Source organism: Rhizobium sp. AN6A, from assembly GCF_900215635.1.
Classification (GTDB): domain Bacteria; phylum Pseudomonadota; class Alphaproteobacteria; order Rhizobiales; family Rhizobiaceae; genus Agrobacterium; species Agrobacterium tumefaciens.
The window spans coordinates 2,230,837-2,256,327 of the sequence record NZ_OCNC01000004.1 but is presented as its reverse complement, the minus strand read 5'-3'; the positions used below and the strand labels follow the sequence as shown (position 1 = coordinate 2,256,327).

Annotated in this window: 26 protein-coding genes, 1 tRNA gene and 1 pseudogene; 13 read left to right on the top strand and 15 right to left on the bottom strand. The window is 58.3% G+C overall.

Annotated features, from left to right (window positions below):
* The first annotated feature begins 66 nt into the window (after nucleotides 1-66).
* The gene (locus tag CRO62_RS23690) at nucleotides 67-711 is read left to right on the top strand and encodes an exopolysaccharide biosynthesis protein (protein WP_003512591.1); all 645 of its coding nucleotides are present in this window, start codon (nucleotides 67-69) and stop codon (nucleotides 709-711) included.
* 3 nt (nucleotides 712-714) lie between these two features.
* Here the strand turns inward: CRO62_RS23690 and CRO62_RS23685 are convergent, their stop codons facing one another.
* Nucleotides 715-993 carry a hypothetical protein gene (locus CRO62_RS23685; RefSeq protein ID WP_013635921.1) on the bottom strand — a complete coding sequence of 93 codons (279 nt, stop codon included), beginning with the start codon at nucleotides 991-993 and terminating at the stop codon, nucleotides 715-717.
* Nucleotides 994-1,169: 176 nt separating this feature from the next.
* Here CRO62_RS23685 and CRO62_RS23680 point away from each other — a divergent pair.
* Nucleotides 1,170-1,244 (top strand) — tRNA-Asn (locus CRO62_RS23680).
* Nucleotides 1,245-1,335: 91 nt separating this feature from the next.
* Here the strand turns inward: CRO62_RS23680 and CRO62_RS23675 are convergent.
* Entirely contained in the window at nucleotides 1,336-1,728 is a 393-nt protein-coding gene (locus CRO62_RS23675; protein ID WP_097102262.1) for a DUF2934 domain-containing protein, read from the bottom strand.
* A gap of 169 nt (nucleotides 1,729-1,897) precedes the next feature.
* Between CRO62_RS23675 and CRO62_RS23670 the strand changes: the two genes are divergently transcribed.
* A complete protein-coding gene (locus CRO62_RS23670) occupies nucleotides 1,898-2,137 on the top strand; it encodes a hypothetical protein (protein WP_097102260.1) in 240 nt (79 codons plus the stop codon).
* A gap of 68 nt (nucleotides 2,138-2,205) precedes the next feature.
* On the opposite strand, the gene CRO62_RS23665 is transcribed toward CRO62_RS23670, so the two are convergent.
* The 3 genes from CRO62_RS23665 to CRO62_RS23655 all read right to left on the bottom strand — a co-directional run bounded on the left by CRO62_RS23665 (nucleotide 2,206) and on the right by CRO62_RS23655 (nucleotide 3,739).
* On the bottom strand, nucleotides 2,206-2,649 hold the full coding sequence (locus CRO62_RS23665; RefSeq protein ID WP_025593218.1) for a TIGR02594 family protein: 444 nt from the start codon (nucleotides 2,647-2,649) through the stop codon (nucleotides 2,206-2,208).
* Nucleotides 2,650-2,762: 113 nt separating this feature from the next.
* The gene (locus CRO62_RS23660; protein ID WP_097103268.1) at nucleotides 2,763-3,320 is read right to left on the bottom strand and encodes a methylated-DNA--[protein]-cysteine S-methyltransferase; all 558 of its coding nucleotides are present in this window, start codon (nucleotides 3,318-3,320) and stop codon (nucleotides 2,763-2,765) included.
* 131 nt (nucleotides 3,321-3,451) lie between these two features.
* Nucleotides 3,452-3,739, bottom strand: coding sequence for a DUF982 domain-containing protein (locus tag CRO62_RS23655; protein ID WP_174002329.1), 288 nt, complete (start codon nucleotides 3,737-3,739; stop codon nucleotides 3,452-3,454).
* A gap of 189 nt (nucleotides 3,740-3,928) precedes the next feature.
* Between CRO62_RS23655 and CRO62_RS23650 the strand changes: the two genes are divergently transcribed.
* From CRO62_RS23650 to sseA, 4 genes are all read left to right on the top strand, one after another.
* Nucleotides 3,929-5,368 (top strand): cryptochrome/photolyase family protein, encoded by a 1,440-nt coding sequence (locus CRO62_RS23650; RefSeq protein WP_097102257.1) that lies wholly within the window; start codon nucleotides 3,929-3,931, stop codon nucleotides 5,366-5,368.
* Between the two features lie 122 nt (nucleotides 5,369-5,490).
* On the top strand, nucleotides 5,491-6,528 hold the full coding sequence (locus tag CRO62_RS23645) for a cysteine synthase A (protein WP_003512558.1): 1,038 nt from the start codon (nucleotides 5,491-5,493) through the stop codon (nucleotides 6,526-6,528).
* Between the two features lie 12 nt (nucleotides 6,529-6,540).
* Nucleotides 6,541-7,278: an alanyl-tRNA editing protein gene (locus CRO62_RS23640; protein WP_097102255.1), complete on the top strand. Its 738-nt coding sequence runs from the start codon at nucleotides 6,541-6,543 to the stop codon at nucleotides 7,276-7,278.
* A 16-nt stretch (nucleotides 7,279-7,294) separates the two neighbouring features.
* Nucleotides 7,295-8,716 carry a 3-mercaptopyruvate sulfurtransferase gene (gene sseA / locus CRO62_RS23635; protein WP_097102253.1) on the top strand — a complete coding sequence of 474 codons (1,422 nt, stop codon included), beginning with the start codon at nucleotides 7,295-7,297 and terminating at the stop codon, nucleotides 8,714-8,716.
* Nucleotides 8,717-8,960: 244 nt separating this feature from the next.
* Here sseA and CRO62_RS23625 read toward each other — a convergent pair whose 3' ends face one another.
* Entirely contained in the window at nucleotides 8,961-9,605 is a 645-nt protein-coding gene (locus CRO62_RS23625) for a dihydrofolate reductase family protein (RefSeq protein WP_097102248.1), read from the bottom strand.
* Between the two features lie 54 nt (nucleotides 9,606-9,659).
* The gene (locus CRO62_RS23620; protein ID WP_097102245.1) at nucleotides 9,660-10,544 is read right to left on the bottom strand and encodes a DUF4344 domain-containing metallopeptidase; all 885 of its coding nucleotides are present in this window, start codon (nucleotides 10,542-10,544) and stop codon (nucleotides 9,660-9,662) included.
* 162 nt (nucleotides 10,545-10,706) lie between these two features.
* Here CRO62_RS23620 and CRO62_RS23615 point away from each other — a divergent pair, with 162 nt between their 5' ends.
* From CRO62_RS23615 to CRO62_RS23605, 3 genes are all read left to right on the top strand, one after another.
* Nucleotides 10,707-11,174: a DUF1203 domain-containing protein gene (locus CRO62_RS23615; RefSeq protein ID WP_097102243.1), complete on the top strand. Its 468-nt coding sequence runs from the start codon at nucleotides 10,707-10,709 to the stop codon at nucleotides 11,172-11,174.
* Between the two features lie 98 nt (nucleotides 11,175-11,272).
* Nucleotides 11,273-11,608 carry a PilZ domain-containing protein gene (locus tag CRO62_RS23610; RefSeq protein ID WP_097102241.1) on the top strand — a complete coding sequence of 112 codons (336 nt, stop codon included), beginning with the start codon at nucleotides 11,273-11,275 and terminating at the stop codon, nucleotides 11,606-11,608.
* 214 nt (nucleotides 11,609-11,822) lie between these two features.
* Nucleotides 11,823-13,811 (top strand): bifunctional 2',3'-cyclic-nucleotide 2'-phosphodiesterase/3'-nucleotidase, encoded by a 1,989-nt coding sequence (locus CRO62_RS23605; protein WP_097102239.1) that lies wholly within the window; start codon nucleotides 11,823-11,825, stop codon nucleotides 13,809-13,811.
* A 45-nt stretch (nucleotides 13,812-13,856) separates the two neighbouring features.
* On the opposite strand, the gene CRO62_RS23600 is transcribed toward CRO62_RS23605, so the two are convergent.
* Both CRO62_RS23600 and CRO62_RS23595 read right to left on the bottom strand, forming a co-directional pair.
* The gene (locus CRO62_RS23600; RefSeq protein ID WP_097102237.1) at nucleotides 13,857-14,408 is read right to left on the bottom strand and encodes a DUF2087 domain-containing protein; all 552 of its coding nucleotides are present in this window, start codon (nucleotides 14,406-14,408) and stop codon (nucleotides 13,857-13,859) included.
* A 200-nt stretch (nucleotides 14,409-14,608) separates the two neighbouring features.
* The gene (locus CRO62_RS23595; protein ID WP_013635904.1) at nucleotides 14,609-15,577 is read right to left on the bottom strand and encodes a LysR family transcriptional regulator; all 969 of its coding nucleotides are present in this window, start codon (nucleotides 15,575-15,577) and stop codon (nucleotides 14,609-14,611) included.
* Nucleotides 15,578-15,726: 149 nt separating this feature from the next.
* Between CRO62_RS23595 and CRO62_RS23590 the strand changes: the two are divergent.
* Nucleotides 15,727-16,345, top strand: a pseudogene (locus CRO62_RS23590) (FMN-dependent NADH-azoreductase).
* A gap of 42 nt (nucleotides 16,346-16,387) precedes the next feature.
* Here CRO62_RS23590 and CRO62_RS23585 read toward each other — a convergent pair.
* The 3 genes from CRO62_RS23585 to ilvA all read right to left on the bottom strand — a co-directional run bounded on the left by CRO62_RS23585 (nucleotide 16,388) and on the right by ilvA (nucleotide 19,430).
* Complete coding sequence (locus tag CRO62_RS23585; RefSeq protein ID WP_097102234.1) at nucleotides 16,388-17,653, bottom strand: sensor domain-containing diguanylate cyclase; 1,266 nt, start codon at nucleotides 17,651-17,653, stop codon at nucleotides 16,388-16,390.
* A 117-nt stretch (nucleotides 17,654-17,770) separates the two neighbouring features.
* Complete coding sequence (locus CRO62_RS23580; RefSeq protein ID WP_097102232.1) at nucleotides 17,771-18,079, bottom strand: HlyU family transcriptional regulator; 309 nt, start codon at nucleotides 18,077-18,079, stop codon at nucleotides 17,771-17,773.
* 76 nt (nucleotides 18,080-18,155) lie between these two features.
* Complete coding sequence (ilvA, locus tag CRO62_RS23575; protein ID WP_029658759.1) at nucleotides 18,156-19,430, bottom strand: threonine ammonia-lyase; 1,275 nt, start codon at nucleotides 19,428-19,430, stop codon at nucleotides 18,156-18,158.
* Between the two features lie 79 nt (nucleotides 19,431-19,509).
* Between ilvA and CRO62_RS23570 the strand changes: the two genes are divergently transcribed.
* Nucleotides 19,510-20,967: a TrkH family potassium uptake protein gene (locus CRO62_RS23570; protein WP_174001658.1), complete on the top strand. Its 1,458-nt coding sequence runs from the start codon at nucleotides 19,510-19,512 to the stop codon at nucleotides 20,965-20,967.
* Between the two features lie 107 nt (nucleotides 20,968-21,074).
* Nucleotides 21,075-21,329, top strand: a complete 255-nt coding sequence (locus CRO62_RS23565; protein ID WP_003496638.1) for a heavy-metal-associated domain-containing protein — start codon at nucleotides 21,075-21,077, stop codon at nucleotides 21,327-21,329.
* Between the two features lie 280 nt (nucleotides 21,330-21,609).
* Here CRO62_RS23565 and CRO62_RS23560 read toward each other — a convergent pair whose 3' ends face one another.
* The 3 genes from CRO62_RS23560 to CRO62_RS23550 all read right to left on the bottom strand — a co-directional run bounded on the left by CRO62_RS23560 (nucleotide 21,610) and on the right by CRO62_RS23550 (nucleotide 25,431).
* Nucleotides 21,610-23,103, bottom strand: coding sequence for an ABC transporter substrate-binding protein (locus tag CRO62_RS23560; protein WP_097102230.1), 1,494 nt, complete (start codon nucleotides 23,101-23,103; stop codon nucleotides 21,610-21,612).
* Nucleotides 23,104-23,343: 240 nt separating this feature from the next.
* Nucleotides 23,344-24,354, bottom strand: a complete 1,011-nt coding sequence (locus CRO62_RS23555) for an ABC transporter ATP-binding protein (protein ID WP_097102228.1) — start codon at nucleotides 24,352-24,354, stop codon at nucleotides 23,344-23,346.
* A gap of 12 nt (nucleotides 24,355-24,366) precedes the next feature.
* Complete coding sequence (locus CRO62_RS23550) at nucleotides 24,367-25,431, bottom strand: ABC transporter ATP-binding protein (RefSeq protein WP_097102226.1); 1,065 nt, start codon at nucleotides 25,429-25,431, stop codon at nucleotides 24,367-24,369.
* Nucleotides 25,432-25,491 lie beyond the last annotated feature (60 nt).

Genomic DNA, 25,491 nt, shown 5'->3' with positions numbered 1-25,491 from the left:
GGCGGTAGGCATTCGGCCGGATAAATGTTATCAAACCCGGAGTTAAAGCAACTTCCGGGAAGCCTGATGTCGAACGAATTCGCATTCACTGATACGTCTGAAAAGCTCAGCACCACGCTCGAAAAGCTGATTGGGAAACTGCAAGGTCAGACGATCACATTGCGCGAGCTGATGGAGGCAATCGGCGAACAGGGCCTGTTGCTCATCTGTGCCATAGCCTCCCTGCCCTTCCTCATTCCAGTCTCCATTCCCGGCGTCAGCACCGTGTTTGGCGCAGCGATCATTCTCGTCAGTCTGGCCATAACCCTCAACCGTCTGCCATGGCTGCCGGCCAGGATTCTCGACCGGCAGATGGAAACGGCAAAGCTGGTGCCGGCATTGCAGAAAGGCGTCGCCATTGTCTCCAGGCTCGATCGCTTCATCCGCCCGCGCCTTCCGGCGCTGACGGCGGGCATCGTCGCCAATAGAGTAAACGGACTTGCGCTGATGACCGCTGGCGTGTTGCTGATGATGCCGCTCGGCTTCATTCCCTTCTCCAACACCCTGCCGGGCGTCGCCATCCTGCTTTTTTCGGCGGGCATGATCCAGAGAGACGGCGTGACCGTTCTTGGCGGGTATCTGTTTCTCATCCTGACGGCGATTTATTTTGCAGCACTCGCCTATGCCGCCTTCTGGGCCGGACAGGGCCTCAGCAGCTCGATGGGCGGCTGAGGCTTATTGTCCACCTCTATTGCGGGTGTTGCGACCATTGCGTCGCGATGCCCACCACACTGCCAGCCGCCGCCGCCTGCGGCGAACCGCCGGCAAATCGTGGGAAAGCACGATAAGACCAAGCGGGACCATCCAGAAACCGAGGATGGGCAAAAACCCGAGCGTTCCGCCCACCACCAGCGCCGAGCCGGTGGCGATCCTGCCGACGCGCGAACGCGGCATGGCAACGCTCCATTTTCCGAGATTGAGACGACCCGTTCTGTGGTCCATTCCAAATTTCATTCCATACTGCCCTTTAACATCTGGCCTGTGGATAATTTTTTCACCGTCGATAAGCCCGGAAAATCGGGACTCCGGCGAGATAAAACAAGATGAATGCGTTTTTTTTGAAAAAAGCGCTTGGCAAATCGGAAAAGCATTTGTATTACCCCGCTCACACCGCGCCAAGCAGCGCACGTTCCCTGGTAGCTCAGCGGTAGAGCATTCGACTGTTAATCGACAGGTCGCCGGTTCGAATCCGGCCCGGGGAGCCATTTTTTCCAAAACATGGCATGATGAGCGAGATGCCGCAGCATTCGCTCTATATCGATCTTGGCATATGCGCGTAGCTGGGCGCTATTGACCTCAGGTCTTCTTCGCCACACGCTTCGTCGCAGTAGACGCGTTGGTGAGTGCCGGCGGGTCGCTTGCCGGGAAACTTTCCTCAAGGCTTTCGGTCAGGTCGTCGTCTTTTCGTGTGGCCTCAGCTTTTTGCTCTTTCTGAAGAGATTTCACCGCTGGTGATTTGGCATTTTTTGCCAACGCCTTATCCGCAGTCACCTTCTTCTGGACCAAGGACTTGGCGGCAGCGGGTTTCTTCGCGCCATTTTTGCCGTTGGTCTTTCCGGTTTCTTTGCTTGCCGAGACCTCCCGTTCCGCCTCCAACCAGTGGCGTTCGTGATGTCCCTCCGGTCTGCCTTCCCTCTCCCATATTGCGCGGGCTTTTTCGCGGATTGCTGCTTCGCGATCATGGTTCATAACGTCCTCCTCTTTGCGTCGCATCGGCTTTGGCTGTGCCAAATGAAAAACAGAAATGGCCGGAAATTGTTCCGCGTCCGGAGATTGCGCATGCGCATTTCCCTGAAAAAAGGGAACCCTACTCACTGCAGGATCGTTTGCCCGGCAGGAACCCGCAGGAGGACCTTCCATGAGCGATCCGAAACAGAAGAAAAACGAACATCTCGATATCAAAGACGAGGATCTGCCGCGTTTTGAAACCGACAGCGAACTCAGATCGAAAGAAAGTGAGATTTACCCCGATGAATCCATAAGCCTGCGCGCACGCCGGCAGGCGGCTCGGCAACACGAGGATGCCTTCATCGTCGCCACAGACCTTGAGGACGATGACCAGCGCGATGCGGCGCCCGGCACAAGGGAACAGCCATAGGGGCCTTAAAACGCATAAGGCGGGCCACAGCCCGCCTTTATAAGGATCGTACTAAGTTGGTCCGGTCTTCAGCGACGCACGGAAACGATGGCCTTGCGGTTGAAGTTCGATACCTGCACCCGACCGGACTGATTGCCGCCGAGAATTTGCGCTGTCTTGCCGCTCATGCTCTTCAATATTCCGGCGTGATAACCGCGACCGTTGCGAATGACGACAACATCGCCCGGTTTGGCGGCGGCTACGGGAACGGCATAACCGAATGACGTCCAGGATTTTGCAAATCCGTAAGATTTGGGAGATGCGCGCCCGGCCTTGCTCGCAACGGCATGCAGGAACAGGCCACACCACGGGGTGCTGCGGGGATTTGCCCCAAGAATATTTTTCAGGCTCTTGTTGTTTTTGGATTCATGCAGCCCGGTGTATTTTTCAGCCTGGTTCAGCATGCCAGCCGAAGCGGGTGCCACGACTGTAAAAGCCAAGGCAGCGGATAGAATTAACGCGGATACTCTCAAACGTCTCGCCCTTATGTTAGAGGGCGTCCGTGTATTGTGACAATTTAGCGACAATTTGACGAGAAAAGGGCAGAAATCAGACGGCTATTCATGCGGACTGATCTGTCATTGCTTTAAAACAGGCTGCCCTGTGCATCGTCAGCACGGCTGCGGTCGGTATTTTCGAGATCCAGCATGCGCAATTTGGTGTTCGTTCCGCCCGGCGCGGAAAAGCCACCCAGCCGGCCGCCAGCCGCCAGAACACGATGGCAGGGAATGATCAGCGGCACGGGATTTTTCGCCATGGCCTGCCCGACATCGCGGGCCTTTTCCATGGAGAGGCCCAGCGTTTTTACGATGCCGCCATAGGTCGTCGTGCGGCCCCAGCCGATATGCCTTGCCACCTCATAGACATCGAGAAAGAACCGTTCCTGCCCGGCAAGATCGAGTTCCACGGGCGTAAAATCAATCTCTTCACCATCGAAATAGCGGGTAACCATCGCAATCACCTCACGGGCCCGTGTGTCGGGTACCGCAATGGAAGATGACGACAGGCGTTTCTGGATAAGTTTCTCGGTTTCACCGGCATCTGCGCTGGGCAATTGCAGACGGGCGATACCGCACTCTGCCCATGCGAGGCCGCAATGGCCGAGAGCTGTCGGGAAAACAATATAGCCGTAGTGGTTGGTCATTGCCGTATTCATCCGCTTTTAACGCGCACGATGCCATATCCTGCGTTCGACACAACCCGTTTCTGGCGGCGGATAAAACAAGGCCACCCGGCTTTACGGGTGGCCTTTCACATCTCAATCCAGGAACGCTGTCAGGATGCGAGTTTACCCTGATCTTCCACCTTGTTTCCGGCCTCCACAAGGCATTGCGCCTGCCGGCTTGCGGTAACAAAGGCGGCGCGCGCAATCTCTCCCGCCACGTCCCCCATCAGCGAGGCGCGGCACAGACGCAGGGCCTGCTCATGCGCCTTGTCACCGCGTTGTGGCCATTCGTGCTGGAGAAAATCGAAGGCCTCGTAAACGCCGTTGAAAATCCGGGGAGCACCGTTTTCCAAGGATATGGTAACAGGCTTTTCCCACTTAACGTCTTTCAGCAACATTGATTGTACTTCCATGCTCTATTAACCAGCGACAAACGCCGGCTCCTCCAGTTGGTTCCCTTCACTTTCGGTTTCAAGGTCGAAAAAATAGCCCTCGAAAAACCATGTGCCTCCAGCTTTCCATCCTACGCGATTTGAGGAACAAAGCGTTTCAACACTCGTTCAAGCGGAAGTGAACCGGATCCCTTCATGCCAATAAAATCCTCTCCTGTTATCGTCTGGTTCCGCAAGGACTTGCGCCTTGCGGACAACCTCGCTCTTCTCGCAGCGGTGGAGCATGGCGGCCCCGTCATACCGCTCTATATCCGTGAGGCGTCCTGCGGCCCGCTGGGCGGCGCGCAGGAATGGTGGCTTCACCATTCGCTTGCCTCTCTTTCCGCGGCGCTGGAAAAATGCGGCAGCCGTCTGCTGCTCAGAAGCGGCAACGCAGAGGAGACGCTGCGCCGGCTGATAGCCGAAACCGGCGCGGATGCAGTCCTCTGGAACCGTCGCTATGAGCCGACCGGCATGGCAACGGACAAGGCACTAAAAGAGGCGCTTGGCAACGACGGACTGACAGTTCGCAGCTTTGCCGGACACCTGCTGCATGAACCATCCCGGGTGCAGACCAAATCCGGCGGTCCTTACCGGGTCTACACGCCCTTCTGGCGGGCGCTGGAGGGCGGCGAGGAGCCACATGCGCCGGCGGATGCACCGCAGAGCCTGAAGGCACCTGAGACATGGCCAAAATCGGAGAAACTCGAGGACTGGAAGCTTCTGCCGGTCAAACCGGACTGGGCCAGGGATTTCAGCGAGATATGGACATCAGGTGAAAATGCCGCGCGGGAAAAACTCGATGATTTCATCGATGGTGCGTTGAAGGGTTATGAGGAAGGCCGCGATTTTCCGGCGAAGGACGCTACCTCGTTTCTTGCGCCGCATCTGGCGCTCGGCGAAATATCGCCCGCCGCCGTGTGGCATGCGACGAAGGGGCTCTCACGCCATATCGCGTCCAACGATATCAGCCGTTTCCGCAAGGAACTCGTCTGGCGGGAATTCTGCTACCATCTGCTGTTCCACTTTTCCGAGCTGGACGAGAAAAACTGGAACGACAGTTTCGACGCCTTCGGCTGGCGGGACGATGACACATCCTTCAACGCATGGACGCGTGGCATGACGGGTTATCCGATCGTGGATGCCGGCATGCGGCAATTGTGGAAACATGGCACCATGCACAACCGGGTGCGCATGATCGTAGCATCCTTCCTCATCAAACATTTACTCATCGACTGGCGCAAAGGCGAGAAGTGGTTCCGCGATACGCTTGTTGATGCCGATCCGGCCTCCAACGCCGCCAACTGGCAGTGGGTGGCGGGTTCGGGCGCGGACGCCTCGCCGTTCTTCCGCATTTTCAACCCCATATTGCAGGGGGAGAAATTCGATGCCGAGGGAGACTACGTGCGCCGCTTTGTGCCGGAGCTTGAAAAGCTCGAGCGAAAATACATCCACAAGCCGTTTGAAGCACCGAAAGAGGTGCTTAAAAAGGCGGGTATCGAGCTCGGCAAGACCTATCCGCTGCCGATCGTCGACCATGGGAAGGCACGGGAAAGAGCACTTGCGGCCTATGCCGCAGTGAAGAACAACGCATAAAATTGGGTATCGGCAAAATTTTGCGTGGCGAAGCCTAAGGCGGGAAGATAATTTCTTGCCTTAAGGCGGTTGTAACGGGACATAACGGCACCTAATTTCCGCTCAGACAAGAAGGCTCAATCATGACCATTCATCCCTCTGCGCTCAGTGCTATCGGCAATACGCCGCTTATCCGTCTGAAAGCTGCCTCTGAAGCGACGGGGTGTGAAATCCTCGGCAAGGCGGAGTTTCTCAATCCCGGCCAATCGGTGAAGGATCGCGCCGCGCTTTACATCATCCGCGATGCGGAACGGCGCGGACAATTGCGGCCGGGTGGCACCATCGTGGAAGGCACGGCAGGCAATACCGGCATCGGCCTGTCGCTGGTGGCCAATGCGCTCGGCTACAAGACTGTCATCGTCATTCCCGAGACGCAGAGCCAGGAAAAGAAGGATGCGCTGAAGCTTCTCGGCGCAAAGCTGGTCGAGGTTCCGGCGGCACCCTATTCCAACCCGAACAATTACGTGAAGGTTTCCGGCCGTCTGGCAAAACAGCTGGCCGCGACGGATGAAAACGGCGCGATATGGGCCAACCAGTTCGACAATATCGCCAACCGCCAGGCCCATATCGAGACGACGGCCCCTGAGATCTGGGACCAGACGGACGGCAAGGTCGATGGTTTCATTTGCTCCGTCGGTTCCGGCGGAACGCTTGCGGGCGTGGCCGATGGCCTGCGCGATTTCAATCCCGACATCAAGATCGGCCTTGCCGATCCTGAGGGGGCCGCCCTCTACGAATTTTACAAGCATGGCGTCCTGAAGTCGGAAGGCTCCTCTATCACCGAGGGCATCGGACAGGGGCGCATCACCGCCAATCTGGAAGGCTTCGCGCCGGATTTCTCCTATCGTATTTCGGATGCGGAAGCCCTGCCGGTGCTGTTCGATCTGGTCACGAAAGAGGGTCTTTGCCTCGGTGGCTCCTCCGGCATCAACATTGCCGGCGCAATCCGCCTTGCCCGCGAGCTTGGTCCGGGGCATACAATCGTGACGATACTTTGCGACTACGGTAATCGTTATCAGTCGAAGCTGTTCAATCCGGATTTCCTGCGCTCCAAGGGGCTTCCGGTTCCGCAGTGGCTGGCGACGAAAAGCGAGATTGCGGTTCCGTACGAAACCGTTTGAGGACATGCCGAAATGCCTGTGAATGCACTGTTCCGTGACGATTTTTATCTTTCCACCGCAGAAGCGATCGTCACGGCGGTGCATGAGGATGGCGGCATCGAGCTCGACCAGACCTGCTTTTACGCCACGTCCGGCGGCCAGCCGGGCGACAGCGGCTTTCTCGAGCGGGCCGATGGTTCGCGCATCGAACTCGGCATTACCAAAAATGGCTCCGACAAGAGCGTTATCATCCATGTGCCGCTGGAAGGTCAGCCTTCCCCCGAGGTCGGTGAAAAACTGACCCTGCACGTAGACTGGCCGCGCCGTTACAAGCTGATGCGCATGCACACGGCCTGCCATCTGCTATCCGTCGTCTGCCAGTGGCCGATCACCGGTGCTGCCGTCGGCGAAGACGAATCGCGCGTCGATTTCGACATGTCGGAAACCATCGACAAGGATGAAGTCACGGCAAAGCTGATGGAACTGGTGAAAGCCAACCATCCCGTTTTCCTGCAGTGGATTACCGACGAAGAACTTCAGGCCAATCCGGGCATCGTCAAATCCAAGAATGTGCGCCCGCCAATCGGTCTTGGCCGGGTCAGCCTTGTATGCATCGGCGAAAACTCTACCATCGACAGCCAGCCCTGCGGCGGCACCCATGTTTCCGAAACGCAGGAAGTGGGCGATATTCACATTGCCAAGATAGAAAAGAAGGGCAAGGAGAACAGGCGGTTCCGCATTCGTTTCGGCACGCCTGAAGCTGCTGCCTGAAATCAGGAGAGACATCGTGAGCACGGATAAGAGCCGTTTCGTCGTTTCGGCGGACTGGGTAGAAAAGCAGCTCGGCACGGCCGGGTTTCGTCTCGTTGATGCCTCGTGGTATCTGCCGGCGCATAAACGCAACGGTGCGGAAGAATTTGCGGCGGGTCACCTGCCCGGTGCCGTGTTCTTCGATCAGGACAAGATTGCCGATCATGCAACCGGATTGCCGCATTCCCTGCCCTCGCCGGAGTTCTTTGCGGAACAGGCGGGCGAGCTTGGCCTCAGCGACACCGATACGATCGTGGTCTATGACGGCCCCGGTTTCTTTTCCGCACCGCGCGTGTGGTGGATGCTGCGGGTGATGGGCGTGCGCAAGGCCTATGTGCTGGATGGCGGTCTTGACGGCTGGAAGCGCGAAGGCCGGCCGCTAGAAACCGGCACGCCGGAAATCGAACCCGCCACTTTCACACCCGATTTCAACGAAAAGCGCGTGACCTCGCTTTCAACCATGCGCGGCATCGTTGACAGTGGCGAAAAGCAGATTGCCGATGCCCGCGGCGCGGGACGTTTCACCGGCGACGAGGCCGAGCCGCGTGCCGGCATGCGTTCGGGCCATATTCCTGGCGCTCGCAGCCTGCCCGCCACCGCATTTTCCGAGAACGGCCACTTCAAGGACCTCACCGCCATCCGCAAGATGGTGGCGGATGCCGGTATCGATCTTGGCAAGCCTGTGGTGACGAGCTGCGGTTCCGGCGTTACCGCCGCCGTCATTACGCTGGCGCTGGAATCGCTCGGCCATCAGGATAATTCGCTCTATGACGGTTCCTGGTCGGAATGGGGGGGACTGGAAGACACGCCTGTTGTCACCGGCCCTGCCGAACCTCTTCCCGTGGTGTCACATGGGCCGTTGAAGGCGCATGTCACGCAGCTGGAAATGACGGCGCCGCCGAAGGTCAGCCTTGCTATCCCCGTCAACATCCAGACGGCACTGATGCGGGTCACCGATATTCCCCTGCACTTCTACCGCTACATGTACTGGCGGGTGGGAAAACGTTGGCACTGGCAGAAACGCATGCGCATGAGCGATGCGGAACTGTCCGCTGTCCTCAAGGACCCGAAGAACAGCGTCACCGTCCTTTACATGAACGGTGCACCCGCCGGTTTCTTCGAGCTGAACAAGGCAAGCGACGAGGTAACAGAGCTTTCCTATTTCGGGCTTCTCGAAGAGGCGATCGGTGCTGGCGTCGGCAAGTGGTTCCTGTTGCAGGCGCTCTACGCCGCCTGGCAGGACAATCCGAAGCGCGTGACGGTGACCACCAACACGCTTGACCATCCGCGCGCGCTGCAACTCTACCAGATGATGGGATTTTCGCCTGTTGGTACCTATGAGGCCTGGGTGGAGCCGCTGTCCGATACGGAGCTTCTGGAAATCTCGCTGCGCAACTGAGTTACCGGCGATTGGGAGCGACGCACGCCATTCTTCAGTCGCGTGTTGTCCCTTCTCCCTTGTTCCTATGCTCGTCACAGGAATCTAGCCAGCCCAAGTCCCTGGGCTGGAAGGGTTCTCTTGCCTCGCAGACGCGCGTCGGATTGATTCCTGTGACGAGCACAGGAAGGAGGGCTTGGGGGAAACTGCCAGCGCAGAAAACCGCTGCGCAATGTTGGTGGGGATACGTTTAACTGCGCAACATTCACGCCTTGTCGATCGTCAAGTGGGTAGCCCCCTCGCCTGCCACCGTTGCGGTGCAGCGATAACCAAGCGCAGGCAAATCCAGCCCCTCGAAGAGATTTTCGCCCTTGCCGAGAAAGACCGGGGCCAGCGCCAGATGCAGTTCGTCGATCATGCTTTCGGCCATATATTGCCGAATGGTCGAAACGCCGCCGCCGATCCTGACGTCCCTGCCGTTTGCCGCCTCCAACGCCATGTCGAGTGCGGCCTTGATGCCCGTGTTGACGAAATGAAACACGGTGCCGCCCTTCATGGCAAAGGAGGCGCGCGCATGGTGCGTCAGTACGAAAACCGGCACGTGATAAGGCGGCTCTTCCCCCCACCAGCCCTTCCAGTGTTCATCCGGCCAGGCACCGCGGATAGGGCCGAACATGTTGCGGCCCAAGATCCAGGCGCCAATATTTTCGAAACTTTTCTCGGAAAACTGCTCGTCCGTGCCGGTCGAGCCGCCTTGCTTGCCGAACATGCGATGAAAGGTGCGGGTCTTGAACGCCCATTGATGCAGCGTTTCGCCATTCACACCCAGCGGGTTCTGGAGACTTTGATCCGGCCCCGCACCGTATCCGTCAATCGAAATGGCGAAATTTCGAACGACAACCTTCGGCATGGCAATATCCTCCCGTTTCAAGAGGACAGGTTGCCGCGCATCCGGTAACTGGCCTCAGATTTCTCTTTCCAGAGTAACGGCCGTCGGGGTATGCCCGCCGGCGGAACCTTTGTCTTCGGTAACGCTGTTGAGGAGATGATCGGCAATCAGCTCCGCCTGGAATTTACCCAGTTCGTAGCAATAGGTGATCTCGCGTTTTTCGGCCGACCAGTAGACATCGGGACGCCCGCAGGACTTCGCCGTCAACTTGACCTCGCCTTTCAAGCCGTAAGCGCCGAAACTGCGGCTGATAAGATCGAGAACCTTCGATTCCTTGACCATGATGGCGTAAGGTTCCAGCTCCGGATCGCGCGGCGGCACGTAGCTCACGGTAAATCTGGATGGCGTCTGCGCGCGGTGGGGCGTCAGAAAATCTTCCCACGCCGATGCGATACGCGGATAGGCGGCGCCACATTTGGCAAATTCGTCATTGGCGAGCCCCATCATGGTGGCAAGATCGCCATAGCCGTCCTTGTCGCGGCCGACCATCAGGCAGGCCATGTTGCGATCGCGGCTCTTGTCGGGAACAAGCGCCGAAAACACCGGTGCTTCGTGCTGGGGCAAAGCCTCCGTCTCGCGCGCCAGATACCAGCTGTCGGTAGCATTGACGAGTGCGGTATCAAGCCATTCCTCGTTAGCCTGAAGGATGAGCGTGCCCGCCAGCTGATCCGCAGGTGCTTGCGCGCTGCCGGTCTCCGGCGCACCGAAATCCGAGATCAGCATGCGTGCACCCTCGTGATAAAGCGAGAAGATCGCATTGCCGATGACGAAATTGACCGCCTGCTGGAGCTGATCGTCGGAAAGGCCACCGAGACCGGAGGCGACCTGCGCCTGCGTGTCGATCGGAACCGTCAAAGAAACGAAAGCCAGCGGAACGGCGGCCAGAAAACGACGGAACATAAAATCAGACCTTCCGGGATCGAGGAGCGCCACTGATTCCCGATGCTAACGAGTCACGCAATGGGCTGGTTGCATCACCCGTCAAGAATCGGGTGGATAGAGGTCTGTTTCGGGATCATAGCTGCAAAGAAGCAACGCCGATCCCAACAGAAGGACCTCGCCATGACCGATCTCGTCTTTACAGCAATGCCGGCTAAGGAAGCTGAGGCTTTCCGGGCGGGAGCCGCCGACGCCTATGGCAACCCGCCGGAAAAGGCCGTTTCTCCAGGCGGCATGCCGTGCCGCCATTGCCTTTCCCAGATTAATGAAGGCGAAGGGATGCTGATCCTCGCCTACCGGCCCTTCCCTTCGCTCCAGCCCTATGCGGAAACGGGGCCAGTCTTTCTTCACGCTGAAGCCTGTGAGCACTATCCGCAGACGGATGCCCTTCCCACGATGCTTAACAGCCCCGATTATATCGTTCGCGGCTATGGCACTGACGACCGCATCGTCTACGGCACCGGCGCGGTGACGGCGACGGACGAAATCCTTTCACGCGCAGCGCATCTTCTGGAGCGCGCAGACATCGCTTATGTGCATGTGCGCTCCGCCCGCAACAATTGCTACCAGTGCCGTATCGACACAGCATAATCGCGCTATTACTTGCAATTTTAAGCAAACGGCTAAACGGCTCTCAAACTTTCTGCGTCATGATGCAAGCATCGGAAACAATTGATTTGAGTAGCGAAATGACAAACAACCTCAATATGGCGACCCGCACTGCGACCCGTAGCAAGACCCGGATTTACGCGACCGTGCACTATTTCAGCCAGTCGACCCGAGGCCGCGTGGTGGACCTGTCCGCCACCGGCATGGCGCTAGAACTGGACGGGCCTTTCGCTGCCGCCAAGGGAAGCCGGGTGAAGGTGCAGAGTGAAGATCTGGGTCTCATCGAGGGTGTCGTGCAATGGCAGCACATGAACCGGCTCGGCCTGCAACTCAAGCTTTCCACCAACACGCTGGCACAGCTGTCGTCTTATTTCCGCTTCTTCCACGAAGAAGTAAAACCGACTCTCGCCCGCTAAGCAGACGTTTCCAACAAGGGGAATGCGCAGACCGGACATAGCGCATTCCCGAAGCGCGCCATGCGCGCGCGACCACCTTGTGACAAAAAATTTATCAAACGGTTGAAAACTGGCCCGTCCGTCACGGGCTTGTCATTTTGATGATGGACTCCTCGGGGATTGCTTCTACCTTGTCGTTTTCCTGACAGAGCAAGCTTCATACGAAGGAGTTCCCATGTCGTCGCTTCTCGCTCTCCACCCCATCACTCGCCGTTCGCTTCTGGGTGGCATCGCCGCCTCTTCGGCTCTGGTGCTGTTGCATCCCTTCGCCGCGCGCGCCGCAGCCAACCAGGCGCATCTGCGCATCATGGAAACGACTGACATCCACGTTCACGTCTTTCCCTATGATTATTACGCCGACAAACCGAACGACACGATGGGTCTGGCGCGCACCGCTTCGATCATCGGCGCCATCCGTGCCGAGGCCGGAAACTCAATGCTGGTGGACAATGGCGACTTCCTGCAGGGCAATCCGCTCGGCGATTACATCGCCTATGAGCGCGGCATGAAGGCCGGCGACAAGCATCCCGTTATCAACGCCATGAATGTCCTCGGCTATGATTGTGGCACGCTTGGCAACCACGAATTCAATTACGGCCTCGACTATATGTCCAATACGCTGGCGGGCGCCGGTTTCCCTTATGTCTGCGCCAACCTCACCAAGGGTCAGCTGGCTTCCGATCCCAAGCAGGATGAGCTGTTCTTCAAGCCTTACGTCATCCTCGAGAAACAGATCCGCGATGGTGCAGGCGTAACCAGCCCGGTCAAGGTCGGTATCATCGGTTTCGTGCCGCCGCAGATCATGATGTGGGATTCCAAGAACCTCGAGGGCAAGGCCCAGACGCGCGATATCGTCGAGGCGGCTAAAGCCTGGGTTCCGGTCATGAAGGAAGAAGGTGCCGATATCGTCATCGCCCTTTCCCATTCCGGCATCGATGGCAAGGGCCAGACCGATCGCATGGAAAACGCCTCGCTTTATCTGGCGGGCGTGGAAGGCATTGACGCCATCTTCACGGGCCACCAGCACCTGGTCTTCCCCGGTCCGAAGACATGGGACGGCATCGAGGGTGCGGATGCGGTCAAGGGTACGCTGATGGGCAAGCCGGCCGTGATGGCGGGTTTCTGGGGCTCGCATATGGGCCTCATCGACCTTCTGCTCGAAAAGGACGGCAAGAGCTGGAAGATCGTCGATTTCACCTCCGAGGCCCGGCCGATCTACCACCGCGACGATAATCGCAAGGTCGTTGCAGATGTCACGGACAAGCCGGAGGTCATAGCCGCCGCCAAGGCAGATCACGAAGCGGCGCTCGCCTATGTTCGCCGCCCGGTCGGCAAGACGTCGGCGCCACTCTATTCCTACTTCGCGCTGGTGGCCGACGACCCGTCCGTGCAGATCGTCTCCAATGCCCAGACGTGGTACATCAAGGACATGCTGAAGGAAGGGCAATATAAGGATCTGCCCGTGCTTTCGGCAGCAGCGCCCTTCAAGTCTGGCGGTCGCGGTGGTGCGGATTATTATACCGATGTCCCTGCCGGTGACATCGCCATCAAGAACGTCGCCGATCTCTACCTATACCCCAACACGGTGCAGGCGGTACTGATCAACGGTGCGCAGGTGAAGAACTGGCTGGAAATGTCCGCGGGCATGTTCAACACCGTCGAGGCCGGCGCAAAGGATGCGCCGCTCCTAAACGCGGATTTCCCGTCCTATAATTTCGACGTCATCGACGGTGTCACCTACCAGATCGACGTTTCCAAACCGGCGAAGTTCGACAAGGACGGCAAGGCCGTCAATCCCGACAGCAACCGCATCGTCAACCTGCAATTCGACGGCAAGCCGATCGATCCCGAGCAGAAATTCGTGGTGGCGACCAACAATTACCGGGCAAGCGGCGGCGGAAAATTCCCCGATATCGCCGGCGACAAGGTGATCTTCGTGGCGCCCGATACCAACCGCGACGTGATCGTGCGCTATATCATCGATCAGGGCACCATCAACCCGTCGGCGGATGCCAACTGGTCCTTCGCCCCGGTTGCCAATACGACCGCCATCTTCGAGACTGGCCCGAAGGGTCGTAATTACGCGGCTGACATCAAGGGCGCAAAAATCGAGGATGCCGGCGACGGCGCCGAAGGTTTCGCAAAGTTCCGCCTCGTTCTCTAGAGCTTGCAGCCCTCCCGGCGTTTCATCGGCCGGGAGGGCATTTACTCAATTGCGGCCACTCACGATACGCAACAGCAGTGGCAGTTCCGGCGGTGGCTTCTGCTCGATGCGTTGATAGTCGCTGCCGTCGCGGTTACGGCGGATGAGCCGGAGACCCACCATGTCACGCCGCAGCATCGCGGCATCTCCAAACCGGTGCAGACCATCGAGAAAGCTGCTGAATTCGCGTTCTGAGAAACTGCGACCGGCTGGTATTCTTGCCCACAGATACCAGAGGCACAGTTCCTGCTGGGCGCGGCGGGCCGGCCATTGCACCAATCTACCGGCAGCATCGAAAGTCCGCGCGGTCTTCAGCACCCTGCCCTCATTGGCAGGCATTGTCTCCGGTCGTGTCTGCGGAGGCGGCGAGCCACTTTCCACGGGTGGCGTACGCGCGGCACGCAGATGCTGAAAGTTGCGAAACCCGGCAGCCCGGCTCAGGAGATTGAGCATCTCCACATGGCTTGGCTGGCGGTCCAGCCTGCCGATTTGTTCGCGTAGCGATTTGGCAAAGGTGGAGAGGTCGGCGATATCAATGGAAAGGATCGAACGTGGCATGACTTACCCTCAAGTGCCATTCCGAAGAGGTGTCGCTGATCGCCGGCTTCCGACTAGGCACGGGATAAGTGCTGTCAATCTTTCAAAATGCAGGTTTAGCTTCCCTTGCGGGACGGCGATGCCTCGGTGAACTGCTGACCGTGTTTCCTGTATAAGGCAGGCCATTCACCTTCGTCAATTGGTCACTCAGCCAACCCATGTCACTCGGCGGCGACAGAAATAGTCCGCTGTTTGCCTCCGGCAATTATCCTGTTGAAATCCTTCTGGTTCGGGCATGCCGACAGACGCTGCTGAAAGGCCGTGGCAAGCCACTGGCCAGCGGGACCGGCGGGTGAATCCACCCGGCGCAGCGCAAAGATCGGATATTCGCCCTGCTCATAGGCTTCGAGATCAAGTGCCTTCAGGCTGCCATTGGTCAGGTCGTTGCGCACGATCGATGCGGGCAGACCGCCCCAGCCGAGACCGCCCTTGATGAGCTGGTATTTCGTGGCGATGTCGCTGACCCGCCATGTCTTGTAGGACAGCACGTTGAAATCGCGCCCCTTGGTCAGCCCCGACGCATCGGTGACAACGAGCTGGACCTCCTCGCGGACATCGCCCAGAACCAGCGGCCTCTCGATCTGTGCCAGCGGATGATCGGCGGCGACGACCGGCAGCATGAAGGAATGGCCGACCTTTTCGACGACGAGTTCGTCATCCTGGCGCAGCAACGCCCCGCCGATGCCAATGCCAGCCTTGCGGGAGAGCACCATATCCATAACCATGCCCAACTCACCCACATTGAGGCTGAGGGTGACGGTGGGGAATTCCTTGCGAAAATCGCGAAGCACCGCAACCACGGCCTCCGCTGGCACCATGGTGCTGATGGCAACGGAGAGCTCGGCCTCCAGCCCCTGCTTCAAACCCTTGGCGCGCGCACGCATTTCCTGCAGACCGGCGACGATGCGCCTTGCATCTTCCAGCATGGCGCGACCCTCGTCGGTCAATCGAGGCTGGCGTACGCCATTGCGCTCGAACAGGCTGACTTCAAGCTGCGCCTCGAGATTGGCGATGGTGTAGCTGACAACAGACTGGGCGCGATTGAGCGCCCGTGACGCGGCAGAGAAACTTCCGGTTTCGGCAACCGTCAAAAACACCTGCAATTGGTCGAGCGTCGGGTTCGCGTCCATGTTCCATCCATTTCATCGATAGGTCGCTTCCACATTATCACAGTTTTCTTGATGGCATCAATTGGTCATATAGGGGGCAAAGGAAGGGCATCGTGCTCTCCCGCCCTCCCAAGGCGTCCGTCAATTCATCGCTTATGCAAGGAAAGACCATGTCCAACATTCTGCTCATCACCTCCAGCCCGCGTGGCGACGAATCGGTTTCCAACAAGTTTTCCGGCGAACTCGCAAACAAGCTGAAGGCCAAGTCGGCTTCCAACACCCTTGTCCACCGCGATCTTGCTGCCGACCCCATTCCGCATCTCGACACCGTCAAGACCGCTGCGATCCGCAAGGCTCCCGACCAGCGCACAGCTGAAGAAGCGGTTGCAGCCGACTATTCCGACAAGCTGGTTGCAGAGCTTATGGCCGCCGACACTGTCGTCATCGGCACCGGGCCTCATCAACTTCAACATCTATTCCGGCCTGAAGTCGTGGATCGACAACGTCGCCCGCGCTGGCCAGACCTTCAAGTACACCGAAACCGGCCCGGTTGGCCTTGCCACCGGCAAGAAGGTCTACATCGTGCTGGCCGCCGCCGGCGTTTATTCCGAAGGCCCGGCTGTATCGATGAACCACGCCGTTCCCTACCTCAAGACCGTTCTTGGCTTCATGGGCATGACGGATGTTGAAGTGATCTATGTCGAAGGTCTGGCATTTGGCCCGGAAGCCGTTGAAAAGGCCGTTGCGGCAGCCGAAGCAAAGGTTGCCGAACTGGCGCAGGCCGCCTGAGGCGCCATTTGACACATGGTGATGCCGGCACGATTGCCGGTATCAGCCGACCCACATTCCGTAACGGCCGTGCACCTGATCACGGCCGTTATTTTTTGCCGCATAGAGCCGCGCATCGGCTTCCGACAGCAGCGCGCGGAAAAGCTGCCCGTCCTCGAAAGCCGTGGCGACGCCGATGCTGACAGTCAGCGGCGAACCGTCCGGCCGTTGCAGATCCTTCAAGATCGCCGTCCGCAGACCTGCTGAAAAGGCAAGTGCCCCCTCATGGGCCATCGTCGGCAACAGGGCCACGAACTCCTCGCCGCCGAACCGGTAGAGATGGCCGTGCGGTTGCACGATGCGTTTCAGAACGGCGGCGAATTCCCGCAATATCTCATCGCCCTGCAAATGCCCGAAGGTGTCGTTGACGGTCTTGAAGTGATCGATATCGACGATCAGCACGCTGACGGGACGTTTCTTTTCCAGACATTCCACGACGACGGACGGCGCATCGAGCTCCATGCGGGCGCGGTCAGACACACCGGTCAGCATGTCGCGGCCGGATCGGGACAAAAGCTCCTCGTAGCGTTCCCTGAAGGTGAGGTCGTTGAAGACATCGGCAACGCTGCGGCGCGTCAGGAAGCGGCCCTTCGCCGCCGTCAGCTTCAGATAAATGGCAAAGAGCAGAGCATAGATGGCCACGGCCACCATCTTCGCTTTCCAGCCATCGTAAAAGACATCGACCGGCGCGTTCAGCATATATCGCAATGCCACGTAAAAGCCTGCCTGATCCAGGCTCAAAATCACCACGCCACAGATTGCAAAGCGCAGGACAATATGGCGCTGCAAATAACGTCCCAGCTTTTCGTAAAACAGAATGATGGCGATGGCGTCGATATAAAGCAGGCTGGTTCCCCAGACCATCAGCACGCCCATCTCATCCAGAAATCCGGTATTTACCGACTGTCCGGGGACAATTGCCACCGTCGGATGGAAGCGGATGATCTGCGCCATGATGACGGTGAGTATATTGCCGAGAAACAGGCCGTAGATCGGCTGGCGGACGACTGCCGCATCCTCTCGCATATAGAGCATGAGGATCATCATCAGTTTGCCGGCAAAAAGGATCGAGGAGCCGGGTGATACCACGCCAAATGGCAGCTCGACATAAAAGACCGCCGCCAGGTAGGTTTCCAGGAAATGCATGACGCCCAGCGCGGTGAGAAAAACACCGATGCCGAGAATATGCCGGTAATGAAGGAATGCCGTCATTACCGAAAAATAGACGATGGCTTCCGCCACGAAGAGGGCCAGATTTGCCCATTGCATCGGCATACGCCCTATCGATCCACATCGCGCCGGTTAATCGGCGCGACTTCATGCCCTCTGAAGACGATAGGCCGAAGCAACCAACGGAATCTTAATGTCCAGCAGAAGAAACCGCCATCATTTTCCTGGGAAAAGCGATGCACCGTTCTGGTCGATGATCAGCTTTGCCTTGCGGATGGTGAACTCAACCGCATCGTCCATGCTGGTGAAGACATCGGCGCGCACGAATTCATGCACAAGCGTTTCCTCGCCGTCCTTTTTCTCGATGCGGCCCGCCAAACGGAACTGGCCGCCTTCCTTCAGCGGCGTCGCATAGATCAGATAGTCTCCATGCACATGCGGTTCCGACTGCGCTGCCTTCTGCGGCGCATCCGCGGACTGGCCGGAGCCGAAGGCCGAAAGGATTTTGGAAAAAAACGATACCATGGCTTTCACTCCCTTAATCTGTCTCGCATTTCGAAAGGCGGATATGCTCCGCCCTTCCCCGTCGCTCTCACCCCGATCAGATGATCAGGTTCGACAGGATCTCGTTTTCGGTAATATCCTCATAACCGAGGCCCGCAGCCTCGAAACGTTCCAGAAGCCCTGCAAAGTTTTCCTGCGCGTTGGTTTCGATGCCGATAAGGATCGAACCGAAATTGCGGGCCGATTTCTTCAGATACTCGAAACGGGCGATATCGTCGTCCGGGCCAAGCAGATTGAGGAAATCGCGCAGCGCGCCGGGGCGCTGCGGCAGGCGCAGAATGAAGTATTTCTTCACGCCGGTGTAACGCATGGCGCGTTCCTTGACGTCAGGCAGGCGCTCGAAATCGAAATTGCCGCCGGAGACGACGACGATAACCGTCTTGCCTTCCAGTTTCTCGCGGCCGAGCTTCTCCAGCGCGGCAATGGACAGCGCACCCGCTGGCTCCAGCACCACGCCTTCGAGGTTCAGCATCTCGATGATGGTCACGCAGATGGCGTTTTCGGGGATGAGCAAAACCTGCTCGGCCGGAAAATCCTTCAGCGCCTGGAAGTTCAGATCGCCGATGCGGGCAACGGCGGCGCCGTCGACGAAATTGTCGACCTTGGGGAGCGTTACCGCTTCGCCGCGCTCGAGGCTCCTTTTCAGGCTCGGCGCGCCTTCCGGCTCGCAGAACACGAAGTTGCCCTTTTCAACGGTGCCCGCCAGAAAGCCCGTGAGGCCTGCCGACAGCCCGCCGCCGCCAACCGGCATGACAACCATATCCGGCTTGGTGCCTTCGGGAAGCTGGTCCATGATTTCGGCAGCAACCGTCGCCTGGCCTTCGATGATATCCTGATGGTCGAAGGGCGGCACCATGTAGGCGTCATTGTCCTCGACGTATTTGCGCGCGGCGGCGTAACATTGGTCGAAAATATCGCCCACCAGACGGATGCTGATGAATTCACCACCGAAGATGCGGGTCTTGTCGATCTTCTGCTGCGGTGTGGTCACCGGCATGAAAACAACACCGTGAACGCCGAAATGGCGGCAGGCGAAAGCAAAGCCCTGCGCATGGTTGCCGGCCGAAGCGCAGACGAAAACCTTGTCCTTGCCAGCCTTCGCCACCGCCTTGCGGAGAAAGTTGAATGCGCCTCTAATCTTGTAGGAACGAACCGGAGACAGATCCTCACGCTTCAGCCAAATCGACGCGCCATACCGACGGCTGAGATGTTCATTCAACTGCAACGGCGTTTCCGGGAATATCTCCCGCACTTCCCGCCGCGCTGCCTCCACAAGCTGCTTGTCCACGATTGTCAATCCATTGAAATTCATAATGGCACCCGCTATGCCATAGGAAGGCGTCAGAGACAAAGACTCATTTCACGCTGCCACGAACCCTGGGTTTCATTTCTTGAACAGCAATCTTCTGCGCTCGGTCATATATGTGGCGTCCATCTTCGGGCTCTATCTCGCGACGGCCATGTTCCTGCCCGCGCTGACGGACCTTTATTACGGCAATGACGACTGGATGGTGTTTGCGCTTTCGGGCTTCATGTGCGGCGGCTTTGCACTTGCCTGCGCGCTGGCCACGCGCGCACCGATCGCGTCCTTCAACAAACGTTTCGGCTTCCTGCTCGTCAACGTGCTGTGGCTTGTATTTTCCATTGTCGGAGCGGTTCCGCTCTATCTGTCCGAGCTTGACCTGACGCCCGGTCAGGCCCTTTTCGAATCGGTCTCGGCCATCACGACGACGGGATCGACCGCCATATCCGGCCTCGATAACGCGCCACAGGGCATTCTTCTGTGGCGGTCGTTGCTCTGTTGGCTCGGCGGCATCGGTATTGTCGCGCTTGGCCTCTTCATTCTGCCGCTCTTGCGCGTCGGCGGCATGACCTTCTTTCGCATGGAATCATCCGACACCGGCAATGACCGGCCCTTCGCGCGGCTGGCAAGCTTCACCCGCGCTTTCGTGGCGATCTACATCATCATGACCATCGCCTGCACGGTGGCTTTCGATTTTGCCGGCATGTCGCATTTCGATGCCCTCAACCATGCCATGTCGACGGTTGCGACCGGCGGTTTTTCCACCCACGACGCCTCGTTTGCCTATTTCAACAACACGGCGCTGCTTTGGATTGCCACCGTCTTCCTGATCTTCGGCAGCCTGCCCTTCTCGGTGATGATCCTTCTTGCGGTGCGCCGCAGGCTGGAGACGCTGCGCGACCCGCAGATAGCCGTCTTCCTTGGCTATCTCTGCGCGATTTCCATCGCAGTCGGCGTTTATCACCACCTTAGAAACGGCGTGCCGCTGGATACTGCGCTCAGCCATTCCTTCTTCAACATGACATCGATCCTCTCGACCGGTGGCTTTGCGAGCGACGACTACACGCTGTGGGGTCCGTTCGTTGTCGTCGTGGCCTTTTTCGCAACCTTCATGGGCGGCTGTTCCGGCTCGACGGCGGGCGGTATCAAGGCCTATCGTTTCCTGATCATGTTCAATGTCGTTCGGGCGGGCCTCAAAAAGCTGATCTATCCGAACGCGGTTTATTCGGTCCGTTACGGCCAGCAGGTGGTCGATCCCGACACGATCCGGACGATCTTCCTTTTCGTCAGCTGTTTCATCGCACTCTGGATCGCCGGCAGCCTTGCCATGAGCCTGATGGGTTACGATTTCCTGACTGCGACCTCGGGCGTTGCGACCGCACTTGCCAATGTCGGCCCCGGCATCGGCCCGATCATCGGGCCTGTCGGCAATTTCTCCACGATCAGCGATCCGGCGCTCTATCTCCTGTCTGTCCTGATGCTGCTTGGACGTCTGGAAATCCTCACCGTTCTCGTGCTGCTGATGCCGATTTTCTGGCGCAACTAAAATGCCGGCGCGCTTATTTTGGCTGCCTGAATAAAGCGCTTGACCTTCCCACGTTGGAATAGTCCAGGCTCCTGCTGTTACGAGTTCCAACCCAAGGAGAACCGCCTATGTGCACCGCCCACCAGCATCACCCCGAAACCGCTGCCGCACCTGTTGATGCCGACCTTTCTTTCCACGTTGAAGACATGACCTGCGGTCACTGCGCCGGTGTGATCAAGGGCGCAATCGAAAAGACCGTTCCCGGTGCCGCCGTTCATGCTGATCCGGCAAGCCGCACGGTTGTGGTTGGCGGCGTCTCCGACGCGGCACGTATTGCTGAAATCATCACCGCTGCGGGCTATACGCCGGAAGCGCGCGCCTGATTTGACGAGATGCCGGCGGCGGCTTTCATCCCTGCCGCCGGATAGACTTGCCTGCCCCCGCTTCACGCCGAGCTTGCGTGACAGCCGCTGGACGATACCAACGTCCGCACCTTCTTACCTCCCCCAGGCTGCATATGCCCTCTCCCTTCCCAGGGATGACAGCGGAGGTTTTCCGGATTTCAAACCATATTCATCAAACGCCGGCATCAACCGTCTCTGTGCCCACGAAAAACCCGGCTCTTGCGAGCCGGGCTGGGCTTCATCGGCAATGTTGCATGCCTTACTTCGTTGCCAGATCCTTGGTCATGACGAAGTAGTTGACGGGATGGGGCTTGTAGTTTGCGAGCTTCTCCGAATAGGCGTCGAATACGGTCTCATGGATCAGGAAGACGGTGACGGCCTCCTCATACAGCTTCTTTGCCGCCTCGCCGTAAATTGCATACCGCTTGGCAGGTTCGGCCGTCGCATAGGCCGATTTGATCAGCTTGTCGGTGTCCTCGTTGCAATAATGCGAGATATTGTAGCTGCCGCCGCAGGTATAGTCGGCATTGAGGAAGCCGGCCGGTTCGGCAACATCTGTGGCATAACCGCGGGACAGGAGCGCCATGTCGAAATTACCGGACAGCAGATCTGGCTCGATTGCACTGTAATCGGCGACGCGAACATCAACCTTGATGCCGATTTCCTGCAACTGGGCCTGGATAATGGCCGCGACATCCTTCAGTTCCGTTTTTGCCGTATAGGCGAGGAGCGCGATCTTCAGACTGCCAGGCGCTACGCCTGCCTCTTTCAGCAGAGCCTTGGCTTTCTCGACATTATAGGCGGGCTCGACTTCCTTCGTGGCCCATGGCTCTCCCGCTGCGAACGGCAGGGTAGCACCCTTTACCGCGCCTTCATAAATGCTGTCGGCGATACCGGTGGTGTCGATGGCCGCCTGGATCGCCTGGCGCACTTTCACATTATTGAAAGGCGCCTTCGCGTTGTTCAGCAAGAGTTCCGTAATGCGCGGCGAAGGAATTGGCGCGACCTTGACGCCGTTGGTGGATTCGATGGTCTTGACCGTCCATGGTGGCACGAGGCGCGAAATCTGCGCTTCGCCGGTTCGGACCTGAGTGGCACGGGTGTCGGCATCGGGAACGAAGTTGACGCGGCCTCCGGAAAGCTTCGGCATGCCGCCCCAATAATCGTGGTTGGCGGAAAGAAGCATATACTGGCTGGGGTCGACCTCCGTGATCTTGAAAGGTCCGGTGCAGGTCCCGACCGGATCGACCTTCCCGTCCTTATAGGCGGCGGGGGCAAGGATTGACGTGGCAGGGCTCGCCATTTGCGCCGGCAGCATCACCGATGGTTCGATGGTGGTGATCTTCACGCTGTCGTCACCGCTCGCTTCGACTGAAGCGATCAATTTCGGCGAGAAGGCGCGGGCCGGAACCGGCGCCTTCAGAAGATTGGTCAGCGCATTGACTGCGGTTGCGGCATTGAGCGGCTCGCCATTCTGGAACTTCACGCCCTTGCGCAGCTTGAATTCCCAGACCTTTGGGTCCGTCTGCTTCCAGCTTTCGGCAAGACTGGCCTCGAGTTTCATGTCGTAGCCGACGCGCACGAAGCTTTCGAAACAACCCGCGCGTGAGCCGAGATAGGCGTCGTCCGACGCCATTTGCCAGCCGGTCTTGACACCGAAATTGTCGTCATAGGTAATCGTATCGGCCTTGGCCGTTTGAACTGAAAACGAAACCATAATGGCGCTTGTCGCCAAAAGTACGTGCTTCATCATTGAATATTCCCCTTTTATTTTTGATGACAATGCTCAAAAGCCAGTCGTCTCACAAGATTTAAGATCGTCATAAAAATAAATCTCGCAAGACACAAGAATATTCTTCGGACGTCCCACGAACATCCGCTCGAATATCATTCATTTTATGTTTTTATACTCGGAATTTAATTCCGATATTAATTCACAAACGCACAATTCATCTGTTTTTACAGAACCAGAAGACTGTAACTGCGCTGCTCCTCAACCCCATTCCCGCCAGTGATGGCAGCGAGCGAAATGCTCCCCGGCGACGTCTTCCAGAACCGGCTCCTTTTCACCGCATATCTGCGTCGCATGCTTGCAGCGGGTGTGAAATTTGCAGCCGCTTGGAGGATTGAGCGGGCTTGGCAAGTCACCATCCAGAAGCATTTCCGGTGCATATAGTCCGGTTTCATCAAGCATCGACGAGGCAATAAGAGCCTTCGTATACGGATGCTTCGGCGCCCGGAAAAGCTCCTCCCGGTCGGCGATTTCAACGATCCGCCCGAGATACATCACCGCGATGCGATCGCAGAGGTAACGCACCACGCGCAGGTCATGGGAAATCATCAGCACCGTCAAACCGTGACGGCGCTTCATGTCCATCAGGAGGTTCAGGATCTGCGTGCGCATGGAGGCATCGAGCGCCGATGTCGGTTCGTCGCACACAAGAAAGCTTGGATTGAGAAGAAGCGCGCGGCCTATGACCACGCGTTGCAACTGCCCGCCGGAACACTGGCTCGGATAACGGTCATAATAGGAGGCATCGAGGCCGACCTCCTCCAGCATCTTGAACACGCGCGCGATGCGTTCTTCGCGCGTGCCGATGCCGTGCTGGGCAAGCGGCGCTTCCATGCTTTGCCCTATGCGCATGCGCGGGTCGAGCGCGGAATAGGGATCCTGGAACACCAGTTGCACGACACGGCGCATGCGCCGCAGCGTCTCGCCCTGCATGTGCAGAATATCGTGGTCTCCGATGCTGACCTCGCCTTTCGTCGCGTTGGTCAACCGCGTTATCAGCCCGGCGACAGTGCTTTTGCCGCAGCCGGATTCGCCCACGAGACCAAGAACCTCGCCCTCGCCGATCGTGAGGGAAACATCGTCCACGGATTTGACCACGCGGTTGCCGAAACCCGATATCGGATAATATTTGCACAGGTTGTTTGCGACCACATAGGGCTTGATCTTGCCATCCGTCTGAGGCCGGCTCGGTGTTTTCACTGTCGATAGCATCGCAACCCTCCTTCAGCAGACTGTGTGACTGGCATGGCTGCCGGCATGGTCGTCGTCGACCGCCCAGCACCGCGCCTTGCGACCTTCCGGCAAGACATTCAGATCCGGCTCCGTTGCCATGCAACGACCGCCCATGCCTGCCGACTGGGCAAGCGCGCAGCGGGGATGGAAACGGCAACCGCAGGACATGTCATGGGCCTGCGAGCTGGAGCCGGGGATCGTCAGCAGCTGCCCCTCGCTGTCGGTCGTCAGAAGCGAGCAACTGATGAGTGCCTTGGTATAGGGATGTTGCGGCGCCTTGAGGATTGCCTGCGTCGGCCCCTCCTCGACAATGCGACCGGCATACATCACCGCAATCCGGTCCGCGAAAGCGGCAACGACCGAGAGGTCATGGGTGATGAGCAGCGTGGCGAGCCGCCGCTTCCGGCGCTCATCGTCGAGCAGGCGCAATATTTGTGCCTGGACGGTGACATCGAGTGCCGTCGTCGGTTCATCGGCGATCAGCAGCTGCGGATTGCCGGAGAGTGCCGCGGCAATCATGACGCGCTGCGCCATGCCGCCGGAGAGTTCATGTGCGAAGCATTGCGCCCGCGCCGACGGATCGGGAATTCCAACATCCGACAGCATGCCGACAACCCGGCCCAGTGCCGCATGCCGGCTCATCTTGCGGTGGACCCACAGTGGCTCGGCGACCTGCGTCCTCACCCGGCTGGTCGGATCGAGCATTGCCTGCGGTTGCTGAAAAAGCATTCCGATATCGGCGCCGCGCAACGCATCAAGCTCGGAGGGCGAGAGAGCGAGAATGTCGCGGCCGGCAAAGGAAATGCGGCCGGAGTTGATTTCCGCGCCGTGCGGCAACAGCCGCATCAGCGACAGAGCCGTCATGCTCTTGCCGGATCCGGATTCGCCGACCAGTGCAACGACCTCTCCGGCATCGACGGAAAGCGTTAGACCGGAGATAACAAACTTGCGGCCATTTGCAGACGGCACCGAAACGTGCAGATCCTCGATTTCCAGAAGCGGTGTCCGCTCCGGGGCGATGGCCGTATTGGCATGCGTGTGTCCTTCGATATTCATAAGAGTTCCCCTTATTATTATTGCATCGGAGGCATGGGCGTATTTTCAAGCGGCTTCAGA

Excerpts from the sequence above, each read along its gene's own strand:
- CRO62_RS23595 (WP_013635904.1), bottom strand. The coding sequence starts at position 15,577 with ATGGACGCGAACCCGACGCTCGACCAATTGCAGGTGTTTTTGACGGTT.
- CRO62_RS23605 (WP_097102239.1), top strand. The coding sequence starts at position 11,823 with ATGTCGTCGCTTCTCGCTCTCCACCCCATCACTCGCCGTTCGCTTCTG.
- CRO62_RS23615 (WP_097102243.1), top strand. The coding sequence starts at position 10,707 with ATGACCGATCTCGTCTTTACAGCAATGCCGGCTAAGGAAGCTGAGGCT.
- CRO62_RS23600 (WP_097102237.1), bottom strand. The coding sequence starts at position 14,408 with ATGCCACGTTCGATCCTTTCCATTGATATCGCCGACCTCTCCACCTTT.
- CRO62_RS23550 (WP_097102226.1), bottom strand. The coding sequence starts at position 25,431 with ATGAATATCGAAGGACACACGCATGCCAATACGGCCATCGCCCCGGAG.
- CRO62_RS23620 (WP_097102245.1), bottom strand. The coding sequence starts at position 10,544 with ATGTTCCGTCGTTTTCTGGCCGCCGTTCCGCTGGCTTTCGTTTCTTTG.
- CRO62_RS23555 (WP_097102228.1), bottom strand. The coding sequence starts at position 24,354 with ATGCTATCGACAGTGAAAACACCGAGCCGGCCTCAGACGGATGGCAAG.
- ilvA (WP_029658759.1), bottom strand. The coding sequence starts at position 19,430 with ATGAATTTCAATGGATTGACAATCGTGGACAAGCAGCTTGTGGAGGCA.
- CRO62_RS23660 (WP_097103268.1), bottom strand. The coding sequence starts at position 3,320 with ATGACCAACCACTACGGCTATATTGTTTTCCCGACAGCTCTCGGCCAT.
- CRO62_RS23685 (WP_013635921.1), bottom strand. The coding sequence starts at position 993 with ATGAAATTTGGAATGGACCACAGAACGGGTCGTCTCAATCTCGGAAAA.
- CRO62_RS23580 (WP_097102232.1), bottom strand. The coding sequence starts at position 18,079 with ATGGTATCGTTTTTTTCCAAAATCCTTTCGGCCTTCGGCTCCGGCCAG.
- CRO62_RS23675 (WP_097102262.1), bottom strand. The coding sequence starts at position 1,728 with ATGAACCATGATCGCGAAGCAGCAATCCGCGAAAAAGCCCGCGCAATA.
- CRO62_RS23585 (WP_097102234.1), bottom strand. The coding sequence starts at position 17,653 with ATGCAATGGGCAAATCTGGCCCTCTTCGTGGCGGAAGCCATCGTCTAT.
- CRO62_RS23645 (WP_003512558.1), top strand. The coding sequence starts at position 5,491 with ATGACCATTCATCCCTCTGCGCTCAGTGCTATCGGCAATACGCCGCTT.
- CRO62_RS23650 (WP_097102257.1), top strand. The coding sequence starts at position 3,929 with ATGCCAATAAAATCCTCTCCTGTTATCGTCTGGTTCCGCAAGGACTTG.
- CRO62_RS23670 (WP_097102260.1), top strand. The coding sequence starts at position 1,898 with ATGAGCGATCCGAAACAGAAGAAAAACGAACATCTCGATATCAAAGAC.
- CRO62_RS23610 (WP_097102241.1), top strand. The coding sequence starts at position 11,273 with ATGACAAACAACCTCAATATGGCGACCCGCACTGCGACCCGTAGCAAG.
- CRO62_RS23655 (WP_174002329.1), bottom strand. The coding sequence starts at position 3,739 with ATGTTGCTGAAAGACGTTAAGTGGGAAAAGCCTGTTACCATATCCTTG.
- CRO62_RS23565 (WP_003496638.1), top strand. The coding sequence starts at position 21,075 with ATGTGCACCGCCCACCAGCATCACCCCGAAACCGCTGCCGCACCTGTT.
- CRO62_RS23560 (WP_097102230.1), bottom strand. The coding sequence starts at position 23,103 with ATGATGAAGCACGTACTTTTGGCGACAAGCGCCATTATGGTTTCGTTT.
- CRO62_RS23640 (WP_097102255.1), top strand. The coding sequence starts at position 6,541 with ATGCCTGTGAATGCACTGTTCCGTGACGATTTTTATCTTTCCACCGCA.
- CRO62_RS23690 (WP_003512591.1), top strand. The coding sequence starts at position 67 with ATGTCGAACGAATTCGCATTCACTGATACGTCTGAAAAGCTCAGCACC.
- CRO62_RS23625 (WP_097102248.1), bottom strand. The coding sequence starts at position 9,605 with ATGCCGAAGGTTGTCGTTCGAAATTTCGCCATTTCGATTGACGGATAC.